The 24568-nt window shown below is 72.0% G+C and carries 20 protein-coding genes; 13 read left to right on the top strand and 7 right to left on the bottom strand.

Annotation, left to right across the window (positions count from 1 at the left end; genetic code table 11):
• Positions 1-43: 43 nt before the first annotated feature.
• The gene (locus ACFYZZ_RS15635; RefSeq protein ID WP_389175818.1) at positions 44-799 is read right to left on the bottom strand and encodes a TIGR03089 family protein; all 756 of its coding nucleotides are present in this window, start codon (positions 797-799) and stop codon (positions 44-46) included.
• Between the two features lie 358 nt (positions 800-1157).
• On the opposite strand from ACFYZZ_RS15635, the gene ACFYZZ_RS15630 reads away from it, so the two are divergent.
• Positions 1158-2240, top strand: a complete 1083-nt coding sequence (locus ACFYZZ_RS15630; RefSeq protein ID WP_389175816.1) for a sugar phosphate nucleotidyltransferase — start codon at positions 1158-1160, stop codon at positions 2238-2240.
• Between the two features lie 228 nt (positions 2241-2468).
• Here the strand turns inward: ACFYZZ_RS15630 and ACFYZZ_RS15625 are convergent, their stop codons facing one another.
• The 4 genes from ACFYZZ_RS15625 to ACFYZZ_RS15610 all read right to left on the bottom strand — a co-directional run bounded on the left by ACFYZZ_RS15625 (position 2469) and on the right by ACFYZZ_RS15610 (position 6498).
• Entirely contained in the window at positions 2469-3482 is a 1014-nt protein-coding gene (locus ACFYZZ_RS15625) for a DNA-3-methyladenine glycosylase family protein (protein ID WP_389175814.1), read from the bottom strand.
• A 122-nt stretch (positions 3483-3604) separates the two neighbouring features.
• Positions 3605-4912, bottom strand: coding sequence for a coenzyme F420-0:L-glutamate ligase (locus tag ACFYZZ_RS15620; protein ID WP_389175812.1), 1308 nt, complete (start codon positions 4910-4912; stop codon positions 3605-3607).
• On the bottom strand, positions 4909-5868 hold the full coding sequence (gene cofD / locus ACFYZZ_RS15615; protein ID WP_389175810.1) for a 2-phospho-L-lactate transferase: 960 nt from the start codon (positions 5866-5868) through the stop codon (positions 4909-4911). Before cofD ends, ACFYZZ_RS15620 begins: the two co-directional genes overlap by 4 nt.
• A 123-nt stretch (positions 5869-5991) precedes the next feature.
• Positions 5992-6498: a cysteine dioxygenase gene (locus ACFYZZ_RS15610; RefSeq protein ID WP_389175808.1), complete on the bottom strand. Its 507-nt coding sequence runs from the start codon at positions 6496-6498 to the stop codon at positions 5992-5994.
• A 631-nt stretch (positions 6499-7129) separates the two neighbouring features.
• Here ACFYZZ_RS15610 and ACFYZZ_RS15605 point away from each other — a divergent pair.
• The 3 genes from ACFYZZ_RS15605 to ACFYZZ_RS15595 all read left to right on the top strand — a co-directional run bounded on the left by ACFYZZ_RS15605 (position 7130) and on the right by ACFYZZ_RS15595 (position 12717).
• Positions 7130-7393, top strand: a complete 264-nt coding sequence (locus ACFYZZ_RS15605) for a WhiB family transcriptional regulator (RefSeq protein ID WP_003975777.1) — start codon at positions 7130-7132, stop codon at positions 7391-7393.
• Between the two features lie 171 nt (positions 7394-7564).
• Positions 7565-11212: a glycosyltransferase gene (locus tag ACFYZZ_RS15600; protein WP_389175806.1), complete on the top strand. Its 3648-nt coding sequence runs from the start codon at positions 7565-7567 to the stop codon at positions 11210-11212.
• Complete coding sequence (locus tag ACFYZZ_RS15595) at positions 11209-12717, top strand: DUF5719 family protein (RefSeq protein ID WP_389175804.1); 1509 nt, start codon at positions 11209-11211, stop codon at positions 12715-12717. Before ACFYZZ_RS15600 ends, ACFYZZ_RS15595 begins: the two co-directional genes overlap by 4 nt.
• Positions 12718-12787: 70 nt before the next feature.
• Here ACFYZZ_RS15595 and ACFYZZ_RS15590 read toward each other — a convergent pair whose 3' ends face one another.
• Positions 12788-13240 (bottom strand): metallopeptidase family protein, encoded by a 453-nt coding sequence (locus ACFYZZ_RS15590; RefSeq protein ID WP_386581493.1) that lies wholly within the window; start codon positions 13238-13240, stop codon positions 12788-12790.
• Between the two features lie 306 nt (positions 13241-13546).
• On the opposite strand from ACFYZZ_RS15590, the gene ACFYZZ_RS15585 reads away from it, so the two are divergent.
• The 8 genes from ACFYZZ_RS15585 (at position 13547) to ACFYZZ_RS15550 (ending at position 21932) form a co-directional block, all read left to right on the top strand.
• Positions 13547-13969, top strand: coding sequence for a DUF3499 domain-containing protein (locus ACFYZZ_RS15585; RefSeq protein WP_351812215.1), 423 nt, complete (start codon positions 13547-13549; stop codon positions 13967-13969).
• A 162-nt stretch (positions 13970-14131) separates the two neighbouring features.
• A complete protein-coding gene (locus ACFYZZ_RS15580) occupies positions 14132-15496 on the top strand; it encodes a phosphomannomutase/phosphoglucomutase (protein ID WP_389175802.1) in 1365 nt (454 codons plus the stop codon).
• Between the two features lie 177 nt (positions 15497-15673).
• Positions 15674-15844, top strand: a complete 171-nt coding sequence (locus ACFYZZ_RS15575) for a Trm112 family protein (RefSeq protein ID WP_007382472.1) — start codon at positions 15674-15676, stop codon at positions 15842-15844.
• An 85-nt stretch (positions 15845-15929) separates the two neighbouring features.
• Entirely contained in the window at positions 15930-17057 is a 1128-nt protein-coding gene (locus ACFYZZ_RS15570) for an SIS domain-containing protein (protein ID WP_389175800.1), read from the top strand.
• A gap of 95 nt (positions 17058-17152) precedes the next feature.
• A complete protein-coding gene (manA, locus tag ACFYZZ_RS15565; RefSeq protein ID WP_389175798.1) occupies positions 17153-18304 on the top strand; it encodes a mannose-6-phosphate isomerase, class I in 1152 nt (383 codons plus the stop codon).
• Between the two features lie 132 nt (positions 18305-18436).
• On the top strand, positions 18437-19417 hold the full coding sequence (locus ACFYZZ_RS15560) for a cation diffusion facilitator family transporter (protein ID WP_389175796.1): 981 nt from the start codon (positions 18437-18439) through the stop codon (positions 19415-19417).
• Between the two features lie 334 nt (positions 19418-19751).
• The gene (ahcY, locus tag ACFYZZ_RS15555; RefSeq protein WP_389175795.1) at positions 19752-21209 is read left to right on the top strand and encodes an adenosylhomocysteinase; all 1458 of its coding nucleotides are present in this window, start codon (positions 19752-19754) and stop codon (positions 21207-21209) included.
• A 108-nt stretch (positions 21210-21317) separates the two neighbouring features.
• Entirely contained in the window at positions 21318-21932 is a 615-nt protein-coding gene (locus ACFYZZ_RS15550) for a hypothetical protein (protein ID WP_389175793.1), read from the top strand.
• A 46-nt stretch (positions 21933-21978) separates the two neighbouring features.
• Here the strand turns inward: ACFYZZ_RS15550 and ACFYZZ_RS15545 are convergent, their stop codons facing one another.
• Positions 21979-23019, bottom strand: coding sequence for an RDD family protein (locus tag ACFYZZ_RS15545; RefSeq protein ID WP_389175791.1), 1041 nt, complete (start codon positions 23017-23019; stop codon positions 21979-21981).
• A 141-nt stretch (positions 23020-23160) separates the two neighbouring features.
• Between ACFYZZ_RS15545 and ACFYZZ_RS15540 the strand changes: the two genes are divergently transcribed.
• Positions 23161-24168 (top strand): stage II sporulation protein M, encoded by a 1008-nt coding sequence (locus ACFYZZ_RS15540; RefSeq protein ID WP_389175789.1) that lies wholly within the window; start codon positions 23161-23163, stop codon positions 24166-24168.
• Positions 24169-24568: the final 400 nt, after the last annotated feature.

Genomic DNA, 24568 nt, shown 5'->3' with positions numbered 1-24568 from the left:
TCCATCTGGGTGAGGGCCGGCCCGATGACCGCCCCCGCCCCTCTCAGCGGCGCAACACGGTCACCCTCTCGCTCTCGACCCGCTTGGCGAGAGCTTCCTCATCCAGCCGGTCGACATTCCTGCACAGCACCACGGACCCACCGGAAGCCAACGGCGCGTACAGCCCCGCGCTCAACCCCTCCCACGTGTCGTACGACAACCCGGACAACACCCGGGACCCGGGCCCCGTCAGCTCCAGCGAAGCCGCATCCGCCAGGGCCCGCTCGACCACCTCGCCGCCACTGAACTCGGCCCCCGCGACGATCAGCGCCGCCTCCTCGGGATCCACGGGCGCGAACGGCACGAACCGATCCCCCTGGCTCGGCACCTCCACGGCATAGTCGGCGAAGCCGTCCGGCGCCTGCGGGAACCGCCCGCCCAGCGGCCGCAGCGCGAGAGCGACCCGCTCCCCGCGGCACGCCCGCGCCGCGTCCAGGGAGTCCGGCCCGCTGACGACGACGTCGGCGGCGGCCGGGTCCCCGGCCACATCCGCCACCGCCCCCACCGACGCACAGGCGAGCAGCCACACGGCCGTCTGCCAGTGCGCGGGCAGCAGCAGGGCGACCCGGTCGCCGGGTCCGGCGGACAGGTCGCCCTGAAGGAGATTCGCGGTCTTGGCCACCCAGTTGGCGAAGGTGGCGACGGACAGTTCGACGCGTTCGCCCGTGGCGTCGTCGTAGAAGGTCACCAGCGGGCGGCCGGGATCCGCGGCGAGCGCGGAACGCAGCAGGTCGGCAGGGGTGCGATCGGTGGCATTCACCCGCGCAAGAGTACGCCGGGGCCGGCCCGTCACCTGCTCCCGGACCCCCTCCGTCATCCGCGGTATCCACCGCTACTACGAAGCTCGGGCTCTTCGGGGCCAATCCCAGCGGAAAGACATATCTGACGTCGGGCGGTGGCAATCTCTACCCAAAGGGGAAGAACGTACGACTGAACGTGATCTCCGGCCATCGGGACGGGTGGGGGAGGCTCGCGGACGGCGGGGGTCGGTCGGGGGAAACCGGACGCCGATCTCGCGGGACACCGCGCGGCCAACGAGGGCACCGTCGCACGTCTGCATACACTGGCCGGCCGAAACGAGTAGTTCGGCCGGTCCCGGCAGGAAGCAGAGACGACAGGTGACAGAAGCGATCCTCCTGGTCGGCGGCAAAGGCACCCGGCTGCGTCCGCTCACGGTGCACACGCCGAAGCCCATGGTCCCGGCGGCCGGGGTACCGTTCCTCACGCACCAGCTGGCGCGGGCGAGAGCGGCGGGCGTGGAGCACATCGTGCTCGCTACGAGCTATCTCGCCGAGGTCTTCGAGCCCTACTTCGGCGACGGCACCTCCCTCGGGCTGCACATCGAGTACGTCACCGAGGAGGAGCCCCTCGGCACGGGCGGCGCCATCCGCAACGTGGCCCCACGTCTGCACTCCGGCCCCGACGACCCGGTGCTCATCTTCAACGGCGACATCCTGACGGGCCTGGACATCAGGCGGCTCGTGCACACCCACGCGTCGACGGGCGCGGACGTCTCCCTGCACCTCACCAAGGTGACGGACCCGCGCGCCTACGGCCTGGTCCCCACCGACGACACCGGCCGCGTCCTCGCCTTCCTGGAGAAGCCGCAGACACCGGAGGAGATCGTCACCGACCAGATCAACGCGGGGGCGTACGTCTTCCGCCGCTCGGTCATCGACACGATCCCGGCGGGCCGCCCGGTGTCGGTGGAACGCGAGACCTTCCCGGACCTCCTCTCCGCCGGGGCCCACCTCCAGGGCATGGTCGACTCCACGTACTGGCTCGACCTCGGCACCCCCGCCGCCTTCGTCCGCGGCTCGGCGGACCTCGTCCTCGGCCGGGCCCCTTCCCCCGCCGTCCCCGGCCGCTGCGGCGACCGTCTGATCCTGCCCACGGCCACGGTCGCCCCGGACGCGAAGCTGACGGGCGGCACGGTGGTCGGCGAGGGCGCGTTCGTGGCGCAGGGCGCGCGGGTCTTCGGCTCGACGATCCTCCCCGGCGCCGTCATCGAACCCGGCGCCGTCATCACCGACTCCCTCATCGGCACCCGGGCCCGAGTCGGCGAACGCTCCGTCCTCACCGGCACGGTCATCGGCGACGGCGCGGTGGTCGGCCCCGACAACGAACTCCGCGAGGGAGTACGCGTGTGGTGCGACGCCCACATCCCAGCGGGGGCGCTCCGCTTTTCTTCGGATCAGTAGCCTGCGGGCCCCCTTCGGACCGTCGTTCGCCTGCGGGCCGGTGGGGGCTGATCGCGCAGTTCCCCGCGCCCCTAAAAACCTGCGTAGCTGCGGGCAGTCGTGCCGCTGGGGCGATGGGGGTCCCCCCTGCTCGAGCGAAGCCGAGAGCTTGGGGGAGGGTGGGCGCAGCGGCACCCGGCCAGCGCCGGTGAGCGGACCCACCCCCGGCCGGCTGTAGCGCAGGGCGCCTTACAGCAAACCGATGTCCACCCGAGGCATCTTCGGCGCCCGTCGCGCAGGCACCTGCCCGCTCAGCAGGATCAACCGAGCCGCCCGGTGCCGCTGCCCGGCATACGGCTCAAGCAAGCGCAGCATCTCCGCGTCGTCGGCATCCCGATCCCCGGCCAACGCCCACCCCACGATCCCCGGCAGATGCAGGTCCCCGACCGTCACCGCATCCGCCGCCCCATGACTGCGCTGCACAACCTCCGCCGACGTCCAAGGCCCGATCCCCGGCACAACCTCCAACCGCGCCTGAGCCTCACCCGCCGACATCCCCACCGCCTGCTCCAGCCGCGCAGCAACCCGCACGGCCCGCAGAATCGTCGAGGCCCGCTTGTCGTCGACCCCGGCCCGATGCCACTCCCAGGAGGGAATCAGCGCCCAGGTCCGAGGCGCCGGCATGACCCACATCGGCCGCTCGCTCACCCCCGCGGGCCCGGGCGCCCGCTCCCCGAACCTCCGCACCAGCAACCGCCACGCCCGATACGCCTCATCGGTCGTGACCTTCTGCTCCAGCACCGACGGAATCAACGACTCCAGCACCAGCCCGGTCCGCGTCAGCCGCAGCCCCGGCCGCCGATGCCGCGCCAGCGCCACGACCCGGTGCCGCGGCACGAACGCGTCCGGATCATCGGCGGCACCGAGCAGCTCCGGCACCTGCTCCAGCAGCCACTCGGCACCCGGCCCCCACGCCTGCGCGCGCACCTCACCGCCGTGGACGTACACCCGCAGCGTCCCGGGCCCGGCGGGCGTCCGGCAGGCCCGCCACACGGACCCGTCCCGCGTTGCCCGGAACGTCGGATCGGCCGGCCCGCGGCGCAGCGGCCCCAGCACCAGCCCGAGATCGAGCGGCCCGTCCGGCACCCAGCTCCGCACCCGCGCAGCGGCCCCCGCACCCTGCCGGGGCACCCCGGCGGGCACGGCGACCTCTCCACCGCGCACGGTCGTGCGCGTGGGCCGCGGAGCGAATCGTCCTGCCACGAATGAGTCCTACGAGTCCGAGTCCTAGGTGTCCTGAGAGTCCTGAGAGTCCTGCGGGTGTCGGCGCCGCCGAGGCCGCCGCCCTACGAGACTAGGCGAGAGCGCGCGGTCCTACGGGCTCCTCAACGCACCTCGATGAACGCCCCCGCGTCCCGCTCGGGCCGCGGCCTCGGCTCCTCGGCCGGATTCCCGATCGCCACCGCCCCCATCGGATCCCAGTCGGCAGGCAGCCCCAGCACCTCGCGCACCACGTCCCGGCAGAACATCGTCGAGGACACCCACGCCGACCCCAGCCGCTCCCCGGCCAGCGCCACCAGGAAGTTCTGCACGCCCGCGCCGGCCGCGACCACGAACATCTCCCGCTCGGCGCCGTCCCGCCGCGGGTCCCCGTAGGTGTGCGAGCCGTCCATGACGAGGCAGGGCACGGCCAGATACGGCGCGTGCCGCAGTACGTCCCCACGCCGGACCCGCTTGGCGATGGACTCCTCGCTCTTGCCGTCCCGGCGCAGATCCGCGATCCACGCGTCGCGCATCGCGTCGAGCAGCCGTACCCGCGATTCCTCCGACTCCAGCAGCACGAACCGCCAGGGTGTGGTGTGGTGCGGCGCGGGCGCGGTCACCGCCGCGGCCACCGCACGCCGGACCGCACCCGGGTCCACGGGGGCGTCGGTGAAGGCCCGCACGGTGCGGCGCTGGGCCACCGCTTCCCGCACGGCCTCGGACGTGCCGAGCCGGAACATGTCGTCCTGCGCGGTACGCACCAGCGCCCGCGCCCCCTCGCCGTGCTCGTCGGCCACGGCGTGGGCCAGCCCGCGCACCACGGCGACCGGTCGTCCCGCCGCCTTGCCCTTGACCAGGTCACCGGCGGCGGCCAGTTCGTCCGCGGTGGCGACGACGGTGGCGCTGAGCGGATTGCCGTACGCGTCCGTGCCCCCGCGCAGATCGTCCAGCACACGCACCCCGGCGGCGCCGATCGCGACGTCCGTGAGCCCCGAGCGCCAGGGCCGCCCGAAGGTGTCGGTGACGACCACCCCGACGTTGACGCCGAGGGTGTCGCGCAGCCCGTCGCGGATCGCGCGCGCGGAGGCGTCCGGGTCCTCGGGCAGCAACAGCACGGTCCCGGCAGGGGTGTTGGAGGCGTCGACCCCGGCGGCGGCCATGACCAGGCCCTGCCGGTTCTCGACGATGCGCAGCGTGCCGCGCCGGGCCACCACCCGCACGGTCTCGGCGTCGATCGCGGCCTCCCGGTCGGCCGCCTCGACGATCCGCCCCTCGGCCTTGGACACGATCTTGGACGTCACGAGCAGCACGTCTCCGTCGACCAGGCCGGGCTCGGTCGCGGCGATCAGCTTGGCGAGATCGTCGCCCTGCTGCACCTCGGGGATGCCGGGCAGGGCCCAGACCCGGTACTCCGCACGCTCCTCGCTCACGCTCCCCGCACCTCCTCGGCGAGCGCCAGCGCCTCCCGCGCCATCTGCGCGGTCGCGTCCAGGTCGGTCATCATCAGCGGTACGGCCCTGCAGCGGATCCCGTCCGCCTCGACCCGCTCGACCGCGCCCGCGTCGACGGTGTCGACCAGCCAGCCGTCCAGCAGCCCGGAGCCGTAGTGCTCGGCGACCGCCGCCGCCGTGGACTCCACGCCGACCGCGGCGAGCACCTTGTCGGCCATCCCGCGCACGGGTGCGTCACCGACGATGGGGGAGAGGCCCACCACCGGCACGCCCGCGTTCGCGATCGCCTCCCGGATGCCGGGCACGGCGAGGATCGTGCCGATGGACACGACCGGGTTGGACGGCGGGAAGAGGATGACGTCCGCCTCGGCGACGGCCTCCAGGACACCGGGCGCGGGCTTGGCCTGCTCGGCGCCGACCGGCACGACCGCCTCGGCCGGGACCGAGGCGCGCAGCCGTACCCAGTACTCCTGGAAGTGGATCGCCTTGCGCTCGCCGTCCGTCTCGACCGCCACGTGCGTCTCCACGCGGTCGTCGGTCATCGGGATCAGCCGCACGCCCGGCTTCCAGCGGTCGCACAGCGCCTCGGTGACCGCGCTCAGCGGATAGCCGGCGCCCAGCATCTGGGTCCGCACGATGTGCGTGGCGAAATCCCGGTCGCCGAGCCCGAACCAGTCCGGGCCGACGCCGTAGGCCGCCAGTTCCTCCTTGAGGTGGAAGGTCTCGTCGGCCCGCCCCCAGCCCTGCTCCTCGTTGATGCCGCCGCCCAGCGTGTACATCACCGTGTCGAGGTCGGGGCAGACCTTCAGCCCGAAGAGGTGGATGTCGTCACCGGTGTTGCCGATCACCGTGATGTCCGCGTTCGGCGCGGCCTGCTTCAGACCGCGCAGGAACCGGGCACCACCGATGCCGCCTGCCAGAACCACAATGCGCATTGAAACAGTGTGTCAGCCGCCAGGCTGACTCGTTGAGGGGTGGTGGTCGGGCGGCGGGTGGGACAAGTCTGGCAGGCGGGTACGACAACGCGTGAGGTGGTCAACCGGCCAGGCGTCGACCGCTCAGGCCGTCACCGGGCGCGGCTCGGTGCGCGCCTTGCAGTGCTGGGCCGTGCGCATCGGCATCTCGGTCAGGCCCGGGTAGTAGACATGCAGGCTCACCGCCGGCTCCAGCGCGTCGTTCACCACCTCGTGCACGTACCCGGGCGCGAACACCCGCTGCGCGCCGGGCGTCAGCGCGCGCGTGGTCCGCTCGGTCCGCTCGGTCAGCGTGCCCTCCAGAACGGTGAGGACACCGGAGGAGCGGCCGTGGTCGTGCAGCCCGCTGCCCTGCCCGGGCACCCAGGACAGCAGCCACACCTCGTAGCCGGGGCCCGTGCGCAGCCGGTGGTACCAGCGGGTGGTGGCGTCGTAGCGGACGAGGTGCGCCCACTGGGAGCGGTCGGCGGCGATCTCGCGGGCGAGGCCCACGAACTCGGCGACGGTGGCCGGGTGCTCGCGCGGCGGCTGGAGCAGGTGCGGGACTTCGAGGATGTCGCCGGCGATCTGGAGGTCGCTGTCGCTGTTCATAGGGATGCTGTGATTCCTCGGCGGAAGAGCGGAAGAGTGGGTGCCCTGAACTGGGGGTTCTGCGAAGGAGAAAACGGCCGGGTCACAGGACTCGGCGACAGCCGGAGCGCGTCTGGCTCAACAGCTGGGACAGCAACAACAGCTACAGCGGACCTGGGCAGCACCGAAGGACCCGGCGGTGCGGGTCGAGGCGAGTGCCAAGTTCGCGAGCATGCCCCCTAGGACAGCGGTTCACACCCGCACTGTCAACTCGGCGCCCGGAATGTGGGACATGGTTCACCTCATCCGGTTCATCTGTCAGGTGAAAGGTTTGTTCACCTGGCCCCCAGGACACATGGCGCACAACCGAGCGCTCAAGCCTCGCGGAACGCGATCGAACGCGGGGGCGTCCTTCTTCGTACAGAGGTCCGTACGGGGTCCGCCGCCCCTCTGGGCCTCACTCGCGTGGCAAGGTTTATGCCGATTTGAACACTTTCCGCACGGCCTTGGTTCCGCAGAGTGAATAACGGGCTCAATAGCAGATCTCGGCTTGACTCGCCCGGAGCAGCACACTTGTAATTTCACTCGTGTCGTTCAGCCGAAATCGGTAGCGGCTACACACGGGGACGCGAAAGACAGACGAGGGGCGCACATGACCGAGCTGGTGCAGCAACTGCTGGTCGACGACGCGGACGAGGAACTCGGCTGGCAGGAGCGCGCGCTCTGCGCCCAGACCGACCCCGAGTCCTTCTTCCCCGAGAAGGGCGGCTCCACCAGAGAGGCGAAGAAGGTCTGCCTCGCCTGCGAGGTGCGCTCCGAATGCCTCGAGTACGCCCTCGCCAACGACGAGCGCTTCGGCATCTGGGGCGGTCTGTCCGAGCGTGAGCGCCGCCGCCTGAAGAAGGCCGCCGTCTGAAGGCACGAACACACACAAACTACGCGAACGGCCCGTTGCCGGTGGGTTATCCACAGGCGGCGGGCCGTCGTCATGGCCAGCCGATAGTGTGGTCGCTCGTCCGAGACTCCCCGCTGCCCCCCGTGGGCACAGGCGTCCACCGCAGTCCATCGAACCGGGGCCCGTACCTCGATGTCCGTGCACAGTCATACGGCAGCCCAAGAGCAGGCAGCCACTGCAGCATTTGACCCGGCCCGCCCGCCCGAGTTTCCGCGTCATGTGGTGACCGCGGTCCTCGTCTCCCACGACGGCGCCCGCTGGCTGCCCGACGCGCTCGCCGGGCTGCTCGGCCAGGAGCGCCCCGTCCAGTACGCGGTGGCGGCCGACACCGGCAGCGCGGACGACTCCGCCCAGCTGGTCACCGAGGCCCTCGGCGACGACCGCGTGCTGCACCTCGCCCGGCGCACCGGCTTCGGCCAGGCCGTCGAGGAGGCGTGCCGCACCGTCCCCGTCCTCACCCCGGACGAGCTGCCGTACCTCAAGCGCCCCAGCGGCTGGGACCCGGTCACCCGCTCCTGGCGCGACGACGCCTACGACATGCCCGAACTGCCGCACGGCGAGCCCGTCCAGTGGCTGTGGCTGCTGCACGACGACTGCGCACCCGAACCCGACGCCCTCGCCCAGCTGCTCCGCGTCGTCGAGAACGAAGTCGAACTGGGCCGTGACGACGTGGCGGTCGTCGGCCCCAAGCTGCGCGGCTGGTACGACCGCAGGCAACTGCTGGAGGTCGGCGTCTCCATCGCCAACTCCGGCCGCCGCTGGACCGGCCTGGACCGCCGCGAACAGGATCAGGGCCAGCACGACCACGTCCGCACCGTGCTGTCCGTATCCACCGCCGGCATGCTCATCCGCCGCGACGTCTTCGAGCAGCTCGGCGGATTCGACCGCCGGCTGCCCCTGATGCGCGACGACGTCGACCTGTGCTGGCGCGCCCACCGGGCCGGCCACCGCGTCCTCATCGCCCCGGATGCGGTCGTACGGCACGCCGAGGCGGCCTCCCGCGAGCGCCGTACCGTCGACTGCGTGGGCCGCACCGCCGCCTCCCCGCACAAGGTCGACAAGGCCGGCGCCGTCTACACCCTCCTCGTCAACACCCGTGCCGCCGCGCTGCCCTGGGTGCTGCTGCGGCTCCTCCTCGGCACCGTCCTGCGGACCGTCGCCTATCTCGTCGGCAAGGTCCCGGGACAGGCCGTCGACGAGATCCGCGGCCTGCTCGGCACCCTGCTGCGGCCCGAGCGGATCCTCGCCGGACGGCGCCGCCGCGGGCGCTCGCAGATCGACAAGGGCGAACTGCGCCAGCTCTTCCCGCCGCCCGGCGCCACCGTCCGCGCCACCGTGGAACAGATCGCCGGCAACTTCTCCGGCGGCTCCGACACCGACACCACCTCGGCCGGCCGGCACGGTGGCGCCGTGGAGTCGGGTCCCGGCGGCGACGACGCCGACTTCCTGGAGATCGAGCAGTTCGCCCGGCTCAAGCGGATCGCCCGCAAGCCCGGCCCGGTGCTCTTCCTGGCCCTGCTCCTCGTCTCCCTCGCCGCCTGCCGCGCCCTGCTGGGTGGCGGCGCGCTCGCGGGCGGCGCCCTGCTGCCTGCCCCGGCCGACGCCGGCGACCTCTGGTCCCGCTTCGCGGACAGCTGGCACCCGGTCGGCGCCGGCGGCACCCCGTCCGCACCGCCCTACCTCGCCGTCGTGGCGGCGCTCGCGTCGGTCCTGTTCGGCTCCACCGGACTCGCGGTCACCGTCCTGCTGGTCTGCTCGGTGCCGCTGGCCGGCTGCACCGCCTACTTCGCCTCCCGGCCCCTCGTCACCTCCCGCCTGCTGCGCGCCTGGGCGGCCATCGCCTACGCCTTCCTGCCCGCCACCACCGGCGCCCTGGCCGGCGGCCGCATCGGCACCGCCGTCCTCGCCGTGCTGCTGCCGCTCATCGCGCGCGCGGGCATCGCCGCGAGCGGCCTCGCCCATGCCTCCGGCGCGCGCGGCAGTTGGCGCGCCACCTGGGCGTACGCGCTGCTGCTGACCGTCACCACCGCGTTCACGCCGATCGTCTGGCCCATCGCCCTGATCCTCGGCCTCGCCGTGCTGGTCCTGCGCCGCGGCGACCTCGTCGCCCACGGCCTGCGCTTCGTCGCCCAGCTCGGCACCCCGCTGCTGGTCCTCGCCCCCTGGTCGCTCACCCTGCTCCCGACCGGCTTCTTCAAGGAAGCGGGCCTGGAGTACGGCTCCTCGTCCGCCACCGCGCTCGACCTGCTCGGCGCGAGCCCGGGCGGCCCCGGCACCGTCCACGGCCTGATGCTCATCGGCATCGTCCTCGCCGCCCTGGCCGCACTCCTGCGCTCCGAACGCCAGTTGGGCATCCGGACCGCCTGGGCGGTCGCCCTGGCCGGCCTCGTCTTCGCCGCCTTGTCCAACCACTCCACCTGGGCCGGACCCGCCACCCTCGTCTACGGCATCGCCCTGCTGGCCGCCGCCGCGCTCGGCGCCGACGGAGCACGCGCGCGCGTGGCCGAGCAGAGCTTCGGCTGGCGCCAGCCGGTCGCCGCCCTCATCGCCTTCGCCTCGGCCGCGGGCCCGCTGCTCGTCGCCGCCGGCTGGATGATCCGCGGCGCCGACGGCCCGCTGGAGCGCCGCGACCCGGTGCAGGTCCCCGCGTTCGTCGCCGAGGACGCCACCACCGCCGACCAGGCCCGCACCCTGATCCTCGACAGCGACTCCACCGCGCGCGTGCGCTACACCCTCGTCCGCGGCTCCGGCGCCCGCCTGGGAGACGCCGAACTCGCCGCCGCCGACGGCGAGAACGCGGGGCTCGACAAGGTCGTCGCCAACCTCGTCGCCGGCTCCGGCGCCGACCAGGCCGGCCAGCTCGGCGGCTTCGCGGTCCGCTACGTCCTCGTCCACAAGGGCGCACCCCGCGAGATCACCCGCGTCCTGGACGCCACGCACGGCCTGAGCAGGCTCAGCCAGCAGAACGGCAGCGCCCTGTGGCGGGTCGACCAGCAGGTCTCCCGCGCCACCATCGTGTCCGCGGGCGGCTCCGGCGCCGCCCAGTCCGTTGCCGCCGGGCCGGTGGAGATCCACACCACCGTTCCCTCGGGCTCGGACAGTCGCGTCCTGCGCCTGGCCGACGCCGCGTCCGACGGCTGGACGGCCACCCTGGACGGCAGGCCGCTCACCCGCACCACGGTCGACGGCTGGGCCCAGGGCTTCCAGCTGCCCTCCACCGGCGGCAGACTCGACGTCACCTACGACGCCCCGGTCACCCACACCGCCTGGCTGTGGACCCAGGGCGCGCTCGCCGTCGTCCTCGTCGTCCTCGCCCTGCCCGGCCGCCGCCGTGACATCGACGACGACCTCCCCGAGGAGCAGCCGCTGCCCGCCCAGGCCACCGCGGGCGAGGGCCGCCGCGCCCGCCGCCTGCGCGCCCAGGCCGAGGAAGCGGCCGACCAGGAACAGCCCGGTGTGCCTCCCGTCCCGGAGGAGGTCCCGGCCGCCGTCCCGCACCAGCAGCAGTACGCCGACTGGGACGCCGCGTCCTACCAAGGCACCGAGTACACCGGCTACGGCACCGACCAGTACCAGGGAGCGGGCCAGTACCCGGCAGGCGGCTACGACCAGCAGACGTACCAGCCCGACCCCTACCAGAACGGCCAGTACGACCCCTACGCCTACGGCGGTACGGACGGGCAGCAGCCGTACGACCCGACGGCGTACCAGCAGGGCTACGACCAGGCCCAGCACCCCTACGGCACCGGCAGCGAGCGCCCCGACGGGAGCCAGCAGTGAACCGCACGACCCTGTCCCTGATCGCCGGCACGACCGCACTGGCCGCCGTCACCGCCTTCGCCGCGCTCGACACACCGTCCGCGTCCGGTGCGAGCCCCGCCAAGGCGGCCGCCGAACTGCCCGTGGAGCGTGCCGGCCTGGTGTGCCCCGCGCCCAGCCTCTCCGACATCGCCGACACGTCGTACACGTCGTTCACGCCCGTCACCAAGGGCGCGGCGAGCGGCGGCAAGGCCGAACTCCAGGCGGCCGCCGAGCAGTCGGCGGACGGCACGAGTGACACCAAGACCGGCAAGGGCACCAAGAAGAAGGCCGAGAAGCCGGTCCTCACCCCGAAGGAACCCGGCACCCCGGTCACCGGTGACACCTCCGGCGCCGACGCGCCCGCGCTGGTCGGCACCGCCGACGGGAAGTTCGCGCCGGGCTGGACCGTCCAGGAGACCACCGAGGTCGCCGCGGGCACCGGTCGTGGCCTCCAGGGCGTCAACTGCACCGCCCCGGACAGCGAGTTCTGGTTCCCGGGCGCCAGCACGTCCACCGACCGCACCGACTACGTGCACCTCACCAACCCGGACGACTCCGCCGCCGTCGTCGACATCGAGCTGTACGGCAAGGACGGCGCGATCAAGTCCACGGTGCCGGACGGCTTCACGATCCCCCCGCACTCGAACAAGCCCATCCTTCTGTCCACCCTCACCGACGAGCAGCAGACCGACCTGACGGTGCACGTCAACGTGCGCAGCGGCCGGGTCGGCGCGGCCGTGCAGGCCCTGGACGACAAGGTGGGCGGCGACTGGCTGGCCGCGGCCGCCGACCCGGCCGGCAGCCTGGTCCTGCCCGGCATCCCGAAGGACGCCACCGACGTCCGCCTGATCGCCTTCACACCCGGCGACGCCGACGCGGACCTGAAGGTCCGCCTGGCCTCCCCCGACGGCCTGATCACCCCGGCCGGAAACGAGACCCTGCACGTCAAGTCCGGCATGACCACCGCGGCCGATCTCGGCGACGTCACCCGCGGCGAGGCGGGCTCCCTGGTCCTGACACCCACGGACCGGTCGGTCCCGGTCGTGGCGGCACTGCGCGTGATCCGCGGCAAGGGAACCAAGCAGGAGACGGCGTTCATCCCGGCCACGGCCCCCGTCGGCACGCGCGCGACGTCGGCCGACAACAGCGGCAAGTCCTCGACCCTCTCCCTGACCGCCCCCACCGCGACGGTCACGGTCAAGGTCACCGCCTCGGCGGGCAGCGAGGGCGGCACCCAGGCGACGAAGACCTACACGATCAAGTCCGGCACCACCCAGGACATTTCGGCCCCGGTCCCCTCAGGGCTGAAGGGCACGTACGCCCTCACGGTGGAATCCACCTCCGACGCCCCCGTCTACGCCGCCCGAACCCTCTCGGCCACAGAGTCCGGCATCCCGGGCTTCACCATCCAAACCCTCCCAAGTGACCGCGGTCTGGTGGCGGTACCGGAGGCGGACGAAGACTTGTCGGTACTGCAGAAGTAGTCGGCCAGGAGCGGGGCCGGGGCGAAACCAGCCCCGGCCGGCCGCTGCACCGGGCAACCGGAAAACCCGGCTAGTCCTCCCCGTACCGAGGATCGACAGTCTCGGGGGTCAGCCCCAACAGCTCGGCCACCTGCTCCACAACCACCTCGTGCACCAGCGCGGCCCGCTCGTCCCGCCCCTTGGTCCGGATCTCCACCGGCCGCCGGTACACCACGACCCGAGCCCGCCGACCGTCCCGCGCGGGAATGATCCCGCCCAACGGCACAGCCTCGTCGCTCCACACCTCGGTGCTCCGCCCCTCCAGCCGAGGCACTTCGAGCACCAGGAAGTCGATCTCGGCCAGCTGCGGCCACCGCCGCTCAAGACGCTCCACGGAGTCCTGCACCAGGTCGGCGAACACCTCGGCACGGCTGGCCGCCAGCGGCACCTGGGGCGGCGCGACGGGCCCCCTCATGCCCCGCCCGTGTCGATCACGTCGACGGGGTCCGGGGCCGGTGGCGCGGGGCGGTACACGGTTGTCCATCACTGGTGAAGCGTAGTCCCCGTACGCTCCCCCCGCCCGGCGCCCACGCGGCAACCTGCCCCCGACCGCACCGCAACCGGCCACCGACACCCCCGTGTCGCAGGATGACCATTCCAGCCAAGGTCTGGCTCGTTTCCGTAACCCTCCAAGACCGCCGAACTCAAGGCAATTGACGTTGTTTGTACCGACTCATGACCGGACGGATTCCCGACCAGCACCTCCAACAGGCCCGTCCCCGCAGGTCAGAAGGGCGTGTTCGGAGGGGTGTGTGGGGCGTCTCACAGCACGACACGGTGGAGTGACCTGGTGGAGAGTCGTCGCGGCCCGCTCAAGAGTGCGGTACCGTCCAACGTCGTGAGCCCTGTACGTCGCTGTTCGCGAACCGCCTGCGGCCGACCCGCCGTCGCGACGCTGACGTACGTCTACGCCGACTCGACCGCGGTCCTCGGCCCGCTCGCCACCTACGCCGAACCACACTGCTACGACCTGTGCGCCGAGCACTCCGAGCGCCTCACCGCCCCCCGCGGCTGGGAGGTCGTCCGCCTCCTCGACGGCTCCGCTCCCGCCCGGCCCAGCGGCGACGATCTCGAAGCGCTCGCCAACGCCGTGCGCGAGGCGGCCCGCCCTCAGGAGCGCGCGGCCCAGGCGGGCGGCGGAGGGCGTACCGCGGACCCCATGGAGGTCGCCCGCCGCGGCCACCTGCGCGTCCTGCGTTCCCCGGACAACTGAGCCCCGCCCAACGGCAGTCGGCCCTCAGGCGCCTCCCACGCCACACCCCGCCCCGCGTTACGGCTCGGAGGCGCCACAGGGTCCACTTGGTGTCCGCACACCCACCCCTTGCCCCCGACGGGTAGTTTGTGGGCACCCATAGGACTTTCAGGAGGGTTGGCCGTGGCTGCTGATCTGTCGCAGATCGTGAAGGCGTACGACGTACGCGGAGTGGTCCCGGACCAGTGGGACGAGTCGCTGGCCGGCCTCTTCGGCGCCGCCTTCGCCGAGGTGACGGGTGCGGCGGCGATCGTCGTCGGCCACGACATGCGCCCCTCGTCCCCCGCCCTGTCCCGCGCCTTCGCGCGCGGCGCGGCGGACCGCGGCGTGGACGTCACGGAGATCGGCCTGTGCTCCACGGACCAGCTGTACTACGCCTCCGGCGCGCTGAATCTCCCGGGCGCGATGTTCACGGCCTCCCACAACCCGGCGCAGTACAACGGGATCAAGATGTGCCGCGCGGGCGCCGCCCCCGTCGGCCAGGACACGGGCCTCGCGCAGATCCGTGAACTGGCCGAGCGCTGGCTGGAGTCGGGCGCCCCCGCGCCGGTCGCCGAGCCGGGAACCCTCACCACGCGCGAGACGTTGGAGGATTACGCGGCGCACCTCCGCTCCCTCGTCGACCTGACCTCCATCCGCCCCCTGAAGGTCGTGGTCGACGCCGGCAACGGCATGGGCGGCCACACGGTCCCCACGGTCTTCGCCGGCCTGCCCCTGACCCTCGTCCCGATGTACTTCGAACTGGACGGCACCTTCCCGAACCACGAGGCCAACCCGCTCGACCCGGCCAACATCGTGGACCTGCAGAAGCGGGTCCCGGAGGAAGGCGCCGACCTGGGCATCGCCTTCGACGGCGACGCCGACCGCTGCTTCGTCGTGGACGAGAACGGCGCCCCGGTCTCCCCGTCGGCGATCACCGCGCTGGTCGCCGCCCGCGAGCTGGCCCGCAACGGCGGCAAGGGCACGGTCATCCACAACCTGATCACCTCCCGCACGGTCCCGGAGGTCGTGAAGGAGAACGGCGGCACCCCGGCCCGCACCCGCGTCGGTCACTCCTTCATCAAGGCCGAGATGGCCCGCTCCGGCGCGATCTTCGGCGGCGAGCACTCCGCCCACTACTACTTCAAGGACTTCTGGAACGCCGACACGGGCATGCTGGCGGCCCTGCACGTCCTCGCGGCCCTCGGCGGCCAGGACGGCCCCCTGTCCGCCCTCGTCGCCCAGTACGACCGTTACGCGGGCTCCGGCGAGATCAACTCCACGGTCGCCGACCAGACCGCCCGCCTTGGCGCGATCCGCGCCGCCTACGAGGGCCGCCCCGGCATCACCCTCGACGACCTTGACGGCCTCACGGTCTCCGCCGCCGACTGGTGGTTCAACGTCCGCCCGTCCAACACGGAACCCCTCCTCCGGCTGAACGCGGAGGCGAAGGACGAGGCGACGATGACCAAGATCCGGGACGAGGCGCTGGCGATCATCAGGGCCTGACCCACGAAACCCGCTCCGCCGTGCTTCTCGGCCGACCGAGACAGGTGGGCGGGCGGGAAAAAACCGGGAGCCCAGGGGGCAGAGCCCCCTGGGCGGCACGCAAGCCCAGCTCAACCCACCCACCAGCGGTACGCTGACCGCACATCAGCAAAGCCGTCACCCCCGAAGGGAAACCCCATGCCGCTCGAAGCCGGCCTTCTGGAGATCCTCGCCTGCCCGGCGTGCCACGCCCCCCTCAAGGAGCAGGACACCGAGCTGATCTGCACCGGTCAGGACTGCGGCCTGGCGTACCCCGTCCGCGACGGCATCCCGGTCCTGCTCGTCGACGAGGCCCGCCGCCCCGCGTAAGAGGCCCACCGCCCCGCGACGGCGAGGCGCCCACCCCCGCGCTCGACCCCCGCACAGGACCCCCGGCGATCGGAGGCTGCCGCCCATGCTCGACGAATCGCTGCTCGACGCCCCGGAGGGCCTCGCCGAGGCCGACCACCGAGGCCTCCTCCGGGGCGCGGCGGAGGCCGGCGCCCGCGTCCGCACCGCGGCCCGGCACGCCATCGAGGCCGGCGTCGGCGACCTCAAGCCCGACGGCCGGCCCCGCGCCGTCCTGATCGCGGGCCCGGGAGCAGCCGCCACCCACACGGCCGACTTCATCAGCAGCCTCGCCGGCCCCGGCAGCCCCGTCACCCGATTGGCCCCGACCGGCGTCGCTCCGGCTGCGGGCGCCCTGCGCTGGGACCTCCCGGGCTGGGCCGGCTCCGTGGACCTGCTGCTGATCGCGACCCCGGACGGCACCGAACCCAGCCTCTCCATGCTCGTCGAGCAGGCCTACCGCCGCGGCTCCTCGGTCGTCGCCGTGGCCCCCTCCGGCACCCCGCTCGCCGAGGCGATGGCCGGCGCGCACGGCCTGTTCGTACCGATGGCGACGTCGCCGTACGACCAGGAAGAACCCCTCGCCGCGTCCTCCTCGGGCGTCTTCTGGGCGCTGCTCACCCCGCTGCTGGCCCTCCTCGACCGCATCGGCCTGCTCACCGCAGGGCCGGACGCCCTGGAGAAGGTCGCCGACCGCCTGGACCACATCGCCGAACGCTGCGGCCCGGCCATCGCGACCTACAGCAACCCGGCCAAGACCCTGGCCGCCGAGCTGGCCGACGCGCTGCCCGTCGTCTGGACGGAGGGCAGCTCGGCCGGGCCCGCGGGCCGCCGCTTCTCCGCCGCCCTCGCCGAGCTGGCCGGCCGCCCCGCCCTGGTCGCCGAGCTGCCCGAGGCACTCGCCGCGCACAGCGCCCTGCTGGCCGGTCCCCTCGCGGCCAGCGCCGACCCCGAGGACTTCTTCCGCGACCGCGTGGAGGAGACGCCCGCGCTGCACGCGCGCGTGGTGCTGCTCCGCGACCGCCCCATCGGCGGCCTCACCGCCGCTCCTGGCGCCCGTGACCTGGCCCTCAGCCACGACACGCCGATCAGTGAGCTGGAACCGGAGGAGGGCGGCGATCTGGAGACCCTCGCGGAACTGATCGCCATCACGGATTTCGCCGCCGTTTACCTGGCGCTCGCTTCCAGGGCCTGACCTTGCTCCAGGTCGTCCGGCCCGCACCCACCACCGGTGCGCGAGCGGCGACGGCGCCGGCCGAGCAGCGTACGTAACGGAGACAGAGAAACCACATGGACCGCCTCGACAACACCGTCCGCCCCTACGCCTGGGGTTCCCCCACCGCCATCCCGCACCTGCTCGGCGTGGAGCCGACCGGCGAACCGCAGGCGGAGATGTGGATGGGAGCGCACCCGGGGGCTCCCTCGCGCACCGCGCGCGGGACGCTCGTCGAGGTCATCGACGCCGACCCGGAAAAGGAACTGGGAGCGGAGGCTGTCGCCAAGTTCGGTCCCCACCTGCCCTTCCTGCTCAAGATCCTCGCCGCCGGAGCCCCCCTCTCCCTCCAGGTGCACCCCGACCTGGCACAGGCCAAGGAGGGCTACGCCGACGAGGAGCGGCGCGGCGTCCCCGTCGACGCCCCGCACCGCAACTACAGGGACGCCAACCACAAGCCGGAAATGATCTGCGCGCTCACCGAGTTCGACGGCCTGTGCGGCTTCCGTGACCCGGTCCAGACGGCCGACCTGCTCGCCGGTCTCGGCGTCGACTCCCTCAAACCGTACGTCGACCTGCTGCACGCCCACCCGGAGGACGCGGCCCTGCGCGAGGTCCTCACGGCGGTCCTCAGCGCCGACCCGGAGGAGATGGCCCACACGGTCGCCGAGGCCACCGCCGCCTGCACCCGTCTCGGCGGCGACTACGCGCCCTACGCCGACCTTGCCCACCACTACCCGGGCGACCCCGGCGTCATCGCGGCGATGCTGCTCAACCACGTCCGCCTGCAGCCCGGCGAGGCACTGTTCCTAGGCGCCGGAATCCCGCACGCCTACCTCAACGGCCTCGGCGTCGAGATCATGGCCACCTCCGACAACGTCCTGCGCTGCGGCCTGACCCCCAAGCACGTCGACGTCCCCGAACTGCTGCGCGTCGTCCGCTTCGAGGCCGGCGACCCGGGCGTGCTGCGTCCCGAGGCCTCCCCGGACGGCGAGGAGGTCTACGAGACGCCGATCGACGAGTTCCGGCTCTCCCGGTACGTGCTCCCCGAGGGCGGCACCACCCACGACCTCACCCTGCACACCCCGCAGATCCTGCTGTGCACGGCCGGTTCCGTCCGGGCGGGCGAACACGAACTCGCCCCCGGCCAGTCGGTCTTCGTCCCCGCCGGCGAGAAGGCCGAGGTGTCCGGCGCGGGCACGGTCTTCCGCGCCACTGTGATCGTATGACCGGAGCTGTGGATACCTGAGGCGTCGCCGCCCGCGCGGGCTGCAAGAATGGCCCACCGGCAAAGCACGGGCAAAGCCGGGCGCACGCCCGGACGGCGTGGACGGACGAGGGCGAAGGGACAACGCGGACACATGAGCGCGTCAGGCGGTACCAGGGCGATCGTGGCGGCACTCGGCGCCAACCTCGCGATCGCGGCATCGAAGTTCGTGGCGTTCGCGTTCAGTGGCTCCTCGTCGATGCTCGCCGAGGGCGTCCACTCGCTCGCCGACTCGGGGAACCAGTTCCTGCTCCTGATCGGCGGCAAGAAGGCCCAGCGAGAGGCGACCCCAGAGCACCCCTTCGGCTACGGCCGCGAGCGGTACATCTACGCTTTCCTCGTCTCGATCGTCCTGTTCTCCGTGGGCGGCATGTTCGCCATCTACGAGGGCTACGAGAAGATCCTGCACCCGCACGAGATCGAGCGCTGGTACTGGCCGGTGGGCGTCCTCGTGTTCGCGATCATCGCCGAGGGCTTCTCGTTCCGTACGGCCATCAAGGAGTCGAACGAGCTGCGGGGCAAGCTCTCCTGGTCGCAGTTCATCCGCCGCGCCAAGGCGCCCGAGCTGCCGGTGGTCCTGCTCGAGGACTTCGGCGCGCTCATCGGTCTGGTCCTCGCCCTCGGCGGCGTCGGCCTCGCCCTGCTGACCGGCGACGGCGTCTGGGACGGCATCGGCACCGTCTGCATCGGCGTCCTGCTCGTCCTGATCGCCCTGGTCCTGGCCGCCGAGACGAAGTCGCTGCTGCTCGGCGAGGCCGCGGGCATCGACGAGGTCAAGAAGATCGAGGCCGCGATCGTCGACGGCGACACCGTCACCGGCGTCATCCACATGCGCACGCTCCACCTCGGCCCCGAGGAGCTGCTGATCGCCGCCAAGATCGCCGTCCAGCACGACGACACGGCCGCCGAGATCGCGACCGCCATCAACGCAGCTGAGGACCGCATCCGCGCCGCCGTCCCCATCGCCCGGGTCATCTACCTGGAGCCGGACATCTACAGCGAGGCCGAGGCCGCCAAGGGCCCGGACCCGAAGGCGACCCCGGGCGGCCCGACCCCGCACCCGGTCGGTCACTGAGGGGCGGTACCGCAAGCGCACTCGCCGCGCGGTAACTCTTCCTCGGCCGTGAAACCCGGCTCTGACCTCCGGATACGCCCCCAGAACGGCCTGAACTGTTCGCATGCGGACTGGGGACGACCCGGACCTCCGGTGTAGCTTGGGACGGAGCCAGACGTCGCTGCTGATGGCGGTCGGGCGGTCCCCCTGCGGACCGACCGAGGGAGAGAGGGCCTCCGACGGACTGCGCTGCGCGTACGTGGGCATGCCTGTGCCCCTACTCGGGCACCCCTGTGTCCGCCGCCGCGCAGACCAGCCCTACCCACCTCGCCCCAACCCCGAGGAGCAGCTCGCAATGACGACTGTCGACAACCGACAGGACTTCAAGGTCGCCGACCTCTCCCTGGCCGAGTTCGGCCGCAAGGAGATCACCCTCGCCGAGCACGAGATGCCGGGCCTCATGGCGATCCGCAAGGAGTACGCCGAGGCGCAGCCCCTCGCCGGCGCCCGTGTCACCGGCTCCCTGCACATGACCGTGCAGACCGCCGTGCTCATCGAGACCCTCGTCGCCCTGGGCGCGCAGGTCCGCTGGGCGTCCTGCAACATCTTCTCCACCCAGGACCACGCGGCCGCCGCCATCGCCGTCGGCCCGAACGGCACGCCCGACAACCCGCAGGGCATCCCGGTCTTCGCCTGGAAGGGCGAGACGCTGGAGGAGTACTGGTGGTGCACCGAGCAGGCGCTGACCTGGCCGGACAGCCCCACCGGCGGCCCGAACATGATCCTGGACGACGGCGGTGACGCCACCCTCCTCGTCCACAAGGGCGTCGAGTACGAGAAGGACGGCAAGGTCCCGTCCGTCGACACCGCCGAGTCCGACGAACACCGCGTCATCCTCGAACTCCTGCACCGCACCATCACGGACGGTTCGCAGAAGTGGACCCAGCTGGCCTCCGAGATCCGCGGCGTCACCGAGGAGACCACCACCGGCGTCCACCGCCTGTACGAGATGCAGCGCGACGGCGTCCTCCTCTTCCCGGCGATCAACGTCAACGACGCCGTCACCAAGTCGAAGTTCGACAACAAGTACGGCTGCCGCCACTCCCTGGTCGACGGCATCAACCGCGCCACCGACGTCCTGATCGGCGGCAAGACCGCCGTCGTCTGCGGCTACGGCGACGTCGGCAAGGGCTGCGCGGAGTCCCTGCGCGGCCAGGGCGCCCGGGTGATCGTCACCGAGATCGACCCGATCTGCGCCCTGCAGGCGGCGATGGACGGCTACCAGGTCACGACCCTCGACGAGGTCATCGACAAGGCCGACATCTTCATCACCACGACCGGCAACAAGGACATCATCATGGCCTCGGACATGGCCAAGATGAAGCACCAGGCCATCGTCGGCAACATCGGCCACTTCGACAACGAGATCGACATGGCCGGCCTCGCCAAGGTCCCCGGCATCGTCAAGGACGAGGTCAAGCCGCAGGTCCACACCTGGACCTTCCCCGACGGCAAGGTGATCATCGTGCTGTCCGAGGGCCGCCTGCTGAACCTGGGCAACGCCACCGGTCACCCGTCGTTCGTGATGTCCAACTCCTTCGCGGACCAGACCCTGGCCCAGATCGAGCTGTTCACCAAGCCCGACGAGTACCCGACCGGCGTCTACACGCTGCCCAAGCACCTCGACGAGAAGGTCGCCCGCCTCCACCTGGACGCGCTCGGCGTCAAGCTCACCAAGCTGCGCCCCGAGCAGGCCGCGTACATCGGCGTGGAGGTCGACGGCCCCTACAAGTCGGACCACTACCGCTACTGAGTCGTAGGTCCGCAGCCAGTTCCTCCGAGGCAGGCCCCCGCACCCCCGTGCCGGGGGCCTGCCCCTTTGGCCTCAGGCCGGACCCGCCCGTCAAGCCCCAGGACCCCCATGCCCCGCGGCCGCTATTCGCTCCACGATCCGCACGATCACACCCTCCTCGCGGAAGAACACTTCCAGTGCGCCCCCGGCCCGTCCGGCTGGCGCTACGTCTCCCAGCTGACCACCCCCGCGGGAGACCACAGCGGCTCGGTCGACCTCGCCCTGGACGACCTCGGCCGCCCCATCCGCCTCGAACTCCACGCGGGAGGCTGGCAGGTACGCGGCGCTGCCCTCGACGGCGTCACCTGGGTCCGCACCGACCCCACCGGAACTCATGCCACCGAAGGCAATGTGCGCGCCCACGCCTTCACCGGCACGTCCCCCGCGTTCCTCGTCGCCACCGCCCGTCTGCTGCGCCTCACCCCCTCGTCCGCCGCCACCCGCGTACGCCTCGTGGCCTTCACGGACCCGGTCCTCGCCCCACGCACCGTGGACCAGTCCTGGGCCTTGGTGAACAGCGAAGCACACGCCACTGACAGCGGCCCCCTGACCGTGGACGAATACCAGGTCACAGCCCTGGACACGGGCGAACAGCACACCGTGCACATCGCCGGGGACGTGGTCCTGTCCGCGCCCGGAATCGAGCTGGAAGACCTCCAGTCACCGCCGTCGAGATTCGACTGAGCCGACGCCGCCCGAACCGGCGGCGCTTGCCGGCGGACGCCGCCTGCTACGCCGGCGGAGCGAACCCGGTGGAACCGGAACCCTTGGCCGGTCGATCGGACGGCGACTCGTCCCGCTGCGCCGACGCGGGCGGCACGACCGGAGCCTGAGGCTGCGGCCATCCCGGTGCCTGGGCCGGGCCGGGCTGACCAGGATTCTGCGGCCAGACCGGCGCCTGCTGCCGATACCCGTTCGCCACGGGCGCCTGAGGCACCGGCGGCGGATAGCCACCGGGCACAGCACCACCGGGCACGCCGGGCCCGAAGCCGGCGGGCGCACCGCCGGCCACCACGGGCCCAGGACCCCCGAAGGCCTGCCGCGCCTCGCGAGCCTGCCGCTCATGGACCACAGCCGCCAGGAAGGCGGCCGGGTGCACGCCCTGCGGCGCCGGAGCCCCCGTACGAGCCGCGAGATCGGCAGCGAGCCGCTGACCCATGTCCCAGGAAACCTGAGGATCGAGCTGCTGCATCCGCGTCAGGTACTGCCGGACGGCGAGCCACAGCCCATCCGGTACGGCCGACAGGTCCAGCTCGGCGAACCGCCCCGCGAGCCCCGGCGGAGGCGGAGGCACGAGGCCGGCCCGTCCCACGGGAATCCGCTCGCGTACGACCAGGGTGCCCGCGAAGACGTCCCCGAGCCGCCGGCCCCGCGCCGACACCAGAGAGGCGATGCAGGCCACGATCCCGAACGTCATCAGGATCTCGACCACACCGATCGAGCCCCGCACCAGCGCGTGCCGGAACCGGATGGGCCCACCGTCGTCCCGCACCACCCGCAGCCCGAACGCCAGCTTCCCGAGCGAGCGCCCATGACTGAGCGTCTCCACCGCGATCGGACCGCCGACCAGCACCAACATGAAGGCCGCGATCGACACCGCGAGCTGGGCCGCCTCGTCCAACGACGAAGTCGCGGCCACCAGCGCGAAGGTCACGCCCATGTACACGAGCACCGCCACGACCAGGTCGAGCAACACCGCCAACGCCCTGCTCGGCAGCTTGGCCGGGCGCAGTTCCAGCGCCACCGCCTCGCCGGTCACCAGCTCACTCATGCCCGCCGTCCTTCCCCTGGCCTGCCCCGTGAAGCGCAAGTCTGCCAAGCTGAGGGCGCATCGCGCCGCAGGACAAGCTGACAGCATCACGAGCCCCCCACCAAGAGCAGTGGACGACCAGCCAAGGAGCAGGCAGACCCGATGGACCTGGACGTCTTCGTCTCCGCACACCGAGCCGAATGGGACCGCCTCGACGCCCTGCTCCGCCGCCAGCGCCGCCTCAACGGCGCCGAGGCCGACGAACTCGTCGCCCTCTACCAGCGCACCGCCACCCACCTGTCCCTCATCCAGTCCAGCGCTCCCGATCCACAGCTGACGGGACGGCTCAGCCAGCTCGTGGCACGCGCGCGCAGCGCCGTCACCGGAACTCGCCGCGCCTCATGGCGCGACGTCACGCGCTTCCTGGGTCAGGGATTCCCCGCCGCGGTCTACCGCGCGCGCCACTGGTGGGTGCCCACCGCGCTCATCTCCACCGCCATCGCGATCCTCCTGGGCTGGTGGATAGGCACCCACCCGGAGGTGCAGTCCACCATCGCGGCCCCCAGCCAGCTGCGCGAGCTGACCCGCCCCGGCGGCGAGTACGAGACCTACTACTCGAGCCACCCCGCCGCCTCCTTCGCCGCCCAGGTGTGGACGAACAACGCCCGGGCCGCCGCGATGTGCCTGGTCCTGGGCGTCTTTCTGGGTCTGCCCGTGCTCTGGATCCTCTTCGAGAACATGCTCAACCTGGGCGTCGGCATCGGCCTGATGTCCTCCGCCGGCCGCCTCGATACTTTCCTCGGCCTGATCCTCCCGCACGGCCTGCTCGAACTGACCGCGGTCTTCGTCGCCGCGGGCACCGGCCTCCGCCTGGGCTGGACCGTCATCGACCCGGGCCCCCGAAGCCGCCGTACCGCTCTCGCCGAGGAGGGCAGGGCCGCCGTGGGCATGGCGATAGGCCTGGCCCTGGTCCTGTTCGTCTCCGGCGCCATCGAAGGCTTCGTCACCCCGTCCGGCCTCCCCACCTGGGCCCGCATCGGCATCGGGGTCGCGGCCGAGGCAGCCTTCCTGGCGTACGTCTACGTCCTCGGCGGTCGCGCGGTACGTGCCGGTGAGACGGGTGACCTCGACGCGACCGAACGCAGCACGACCCTCCCAACGGCCGCCTGATGTGCGTCCGGGGCCTGTGAGCTGCTAGTCTCCTCTTCGCCCGCAAGACCCGTTGACACGGGTGGCGTGGGGAGGTAGATTCAATGAGTTGCCTAGAGCTGGACAAGTTCAGGGCTGATCGTTCAGAATCTATCTGCTTCCCGAGGCGTCGCGAATGTGACCCTGAGAAGCACCCCGACTTACTACTCAGAAATGAGCGGCCGGTTAGACGGGCCAAAAGCTTCTGATAAAGTCGGAACCGCCGGAAAGGAAACCGCGAGAGCGGAAACCTGGAAAGCGCCGAGGAAATCGGATCGAGAAAAGATCTGATAGAGTCGGAAACACCGAAGGGAAGCCCGGAGGAAAGCCCGAGAGGGTGAGTACAAAGGAAGCGACCGTTCCTTGAGAACTCAACAGCGTG

Origin of the sequence: Streptomyces sp. NPDC001816 (genome assembly GCF_042892235.1) — a bacterium.
In the GTDB taxonomy this organism is placed as follows: Bacteria; Actinomycetota; Actinomycetes; order Streptomycetales; family Streptomycetaceae; genus Streptomyces.
Note: the sequence above shows the minus strand (reverse complement) of the source record. Positions and strands in the feature narration are given on the sequence as shown.

Bases quoted from the DNA above. Each gene is read 5' to 3' on its own strand.
- cofD (WP_389175810.1), bottom strand. From the start codon at position 5,868: ATGCGCATTGTGGTTCTGGCAGGCGGCATCGGTGGTGCCCGGTTCCTG.
- ACFYZZ_RS15610 (WP_389175808.1), bottom strand. From the start codon at position 6,498: ATGAACAGCGACAGCGACCTCCAGATCGCCGGCGACATCCTCGAAGTC.
- ACFYZZ_RS15605 (WP_003975777.1), top strand. From the start codon at position 7,130: ATGACCGAGCTGGTGCAGCAACTGCTGGTCGACGACGCGGACGAGGAA.
- ACFYZZ_RS15600 (WP_389175806.1), top strand. From the start codon at position 7,565: ATGTCCGTGCACAGTCATACGGCAGCCCAAGAGCAGGCAGCCACTGCA.
- ACFYZZ_RS15590 (WP_386581493.1), bottom strand. From the start codon at position 13,240: ATGGACAACCGTGTACCGCCCCGCGCCACCGGCCCCGGACCCCGTCGA.
- ACFYZZ_RS15575 (WP_007382472.1), top strand. From the start codon at position 15,674: ATGCCGCTCGAAGCCGGCCTTCTGGAGATCCTCGCCTGCCCGGCGTGC.
- ACFYZZ_RS15570 (WP_389175800.1), top strand. From the start codon at position 15,930: ATGCTCGACGAATCGCTGCTCGACGCCCCGGAGGGCCTCGCCGAGGCC.
- manA (WP_389175798.1), top strand. From the start codon at position 17,153: ATGGACCGCCTCGACAACACCGTCCGCCCCTACGCCTGGGGTTCCCCC.
- ACFYZZ_RS15560 (WP_389175796.1), top strand. From the start codon at position 18,437: ATGAGCGCGTCAGGCGGTACCAGGGCGATCGTGGCGGCACTCGGCGCC.
- ahcY (WP_389175795.1), top strand. From the start codon at position 19,752: ATGACGACTGTCGACAACCGACAGGACTTCAAGGTCGCCGACCTCTCC.
- ACFYZZ_RS15550 (WP_389175793.1), top strand. From the start codon at position 21,318: ATGCCCCGCGGCCGCTATTCGCTCCACGATCCGCACGATCACACCCTC.
- ACFYZZ_RS15545 (WP_389175791.1), bottom strand. From the start codon at position 23,019: ATGAGTGAGCTGGTGACCGGCGAGGCGGTGGCGCTGGAACTGCGCCCG.
- ACFYZZ_RS15540 (WP_389175789.1), top strand. From the start codon at position 23,161: ATGGACCTGGACGTCTTCGTCTCCGCACACCGAGCCGAATGGGACCGC.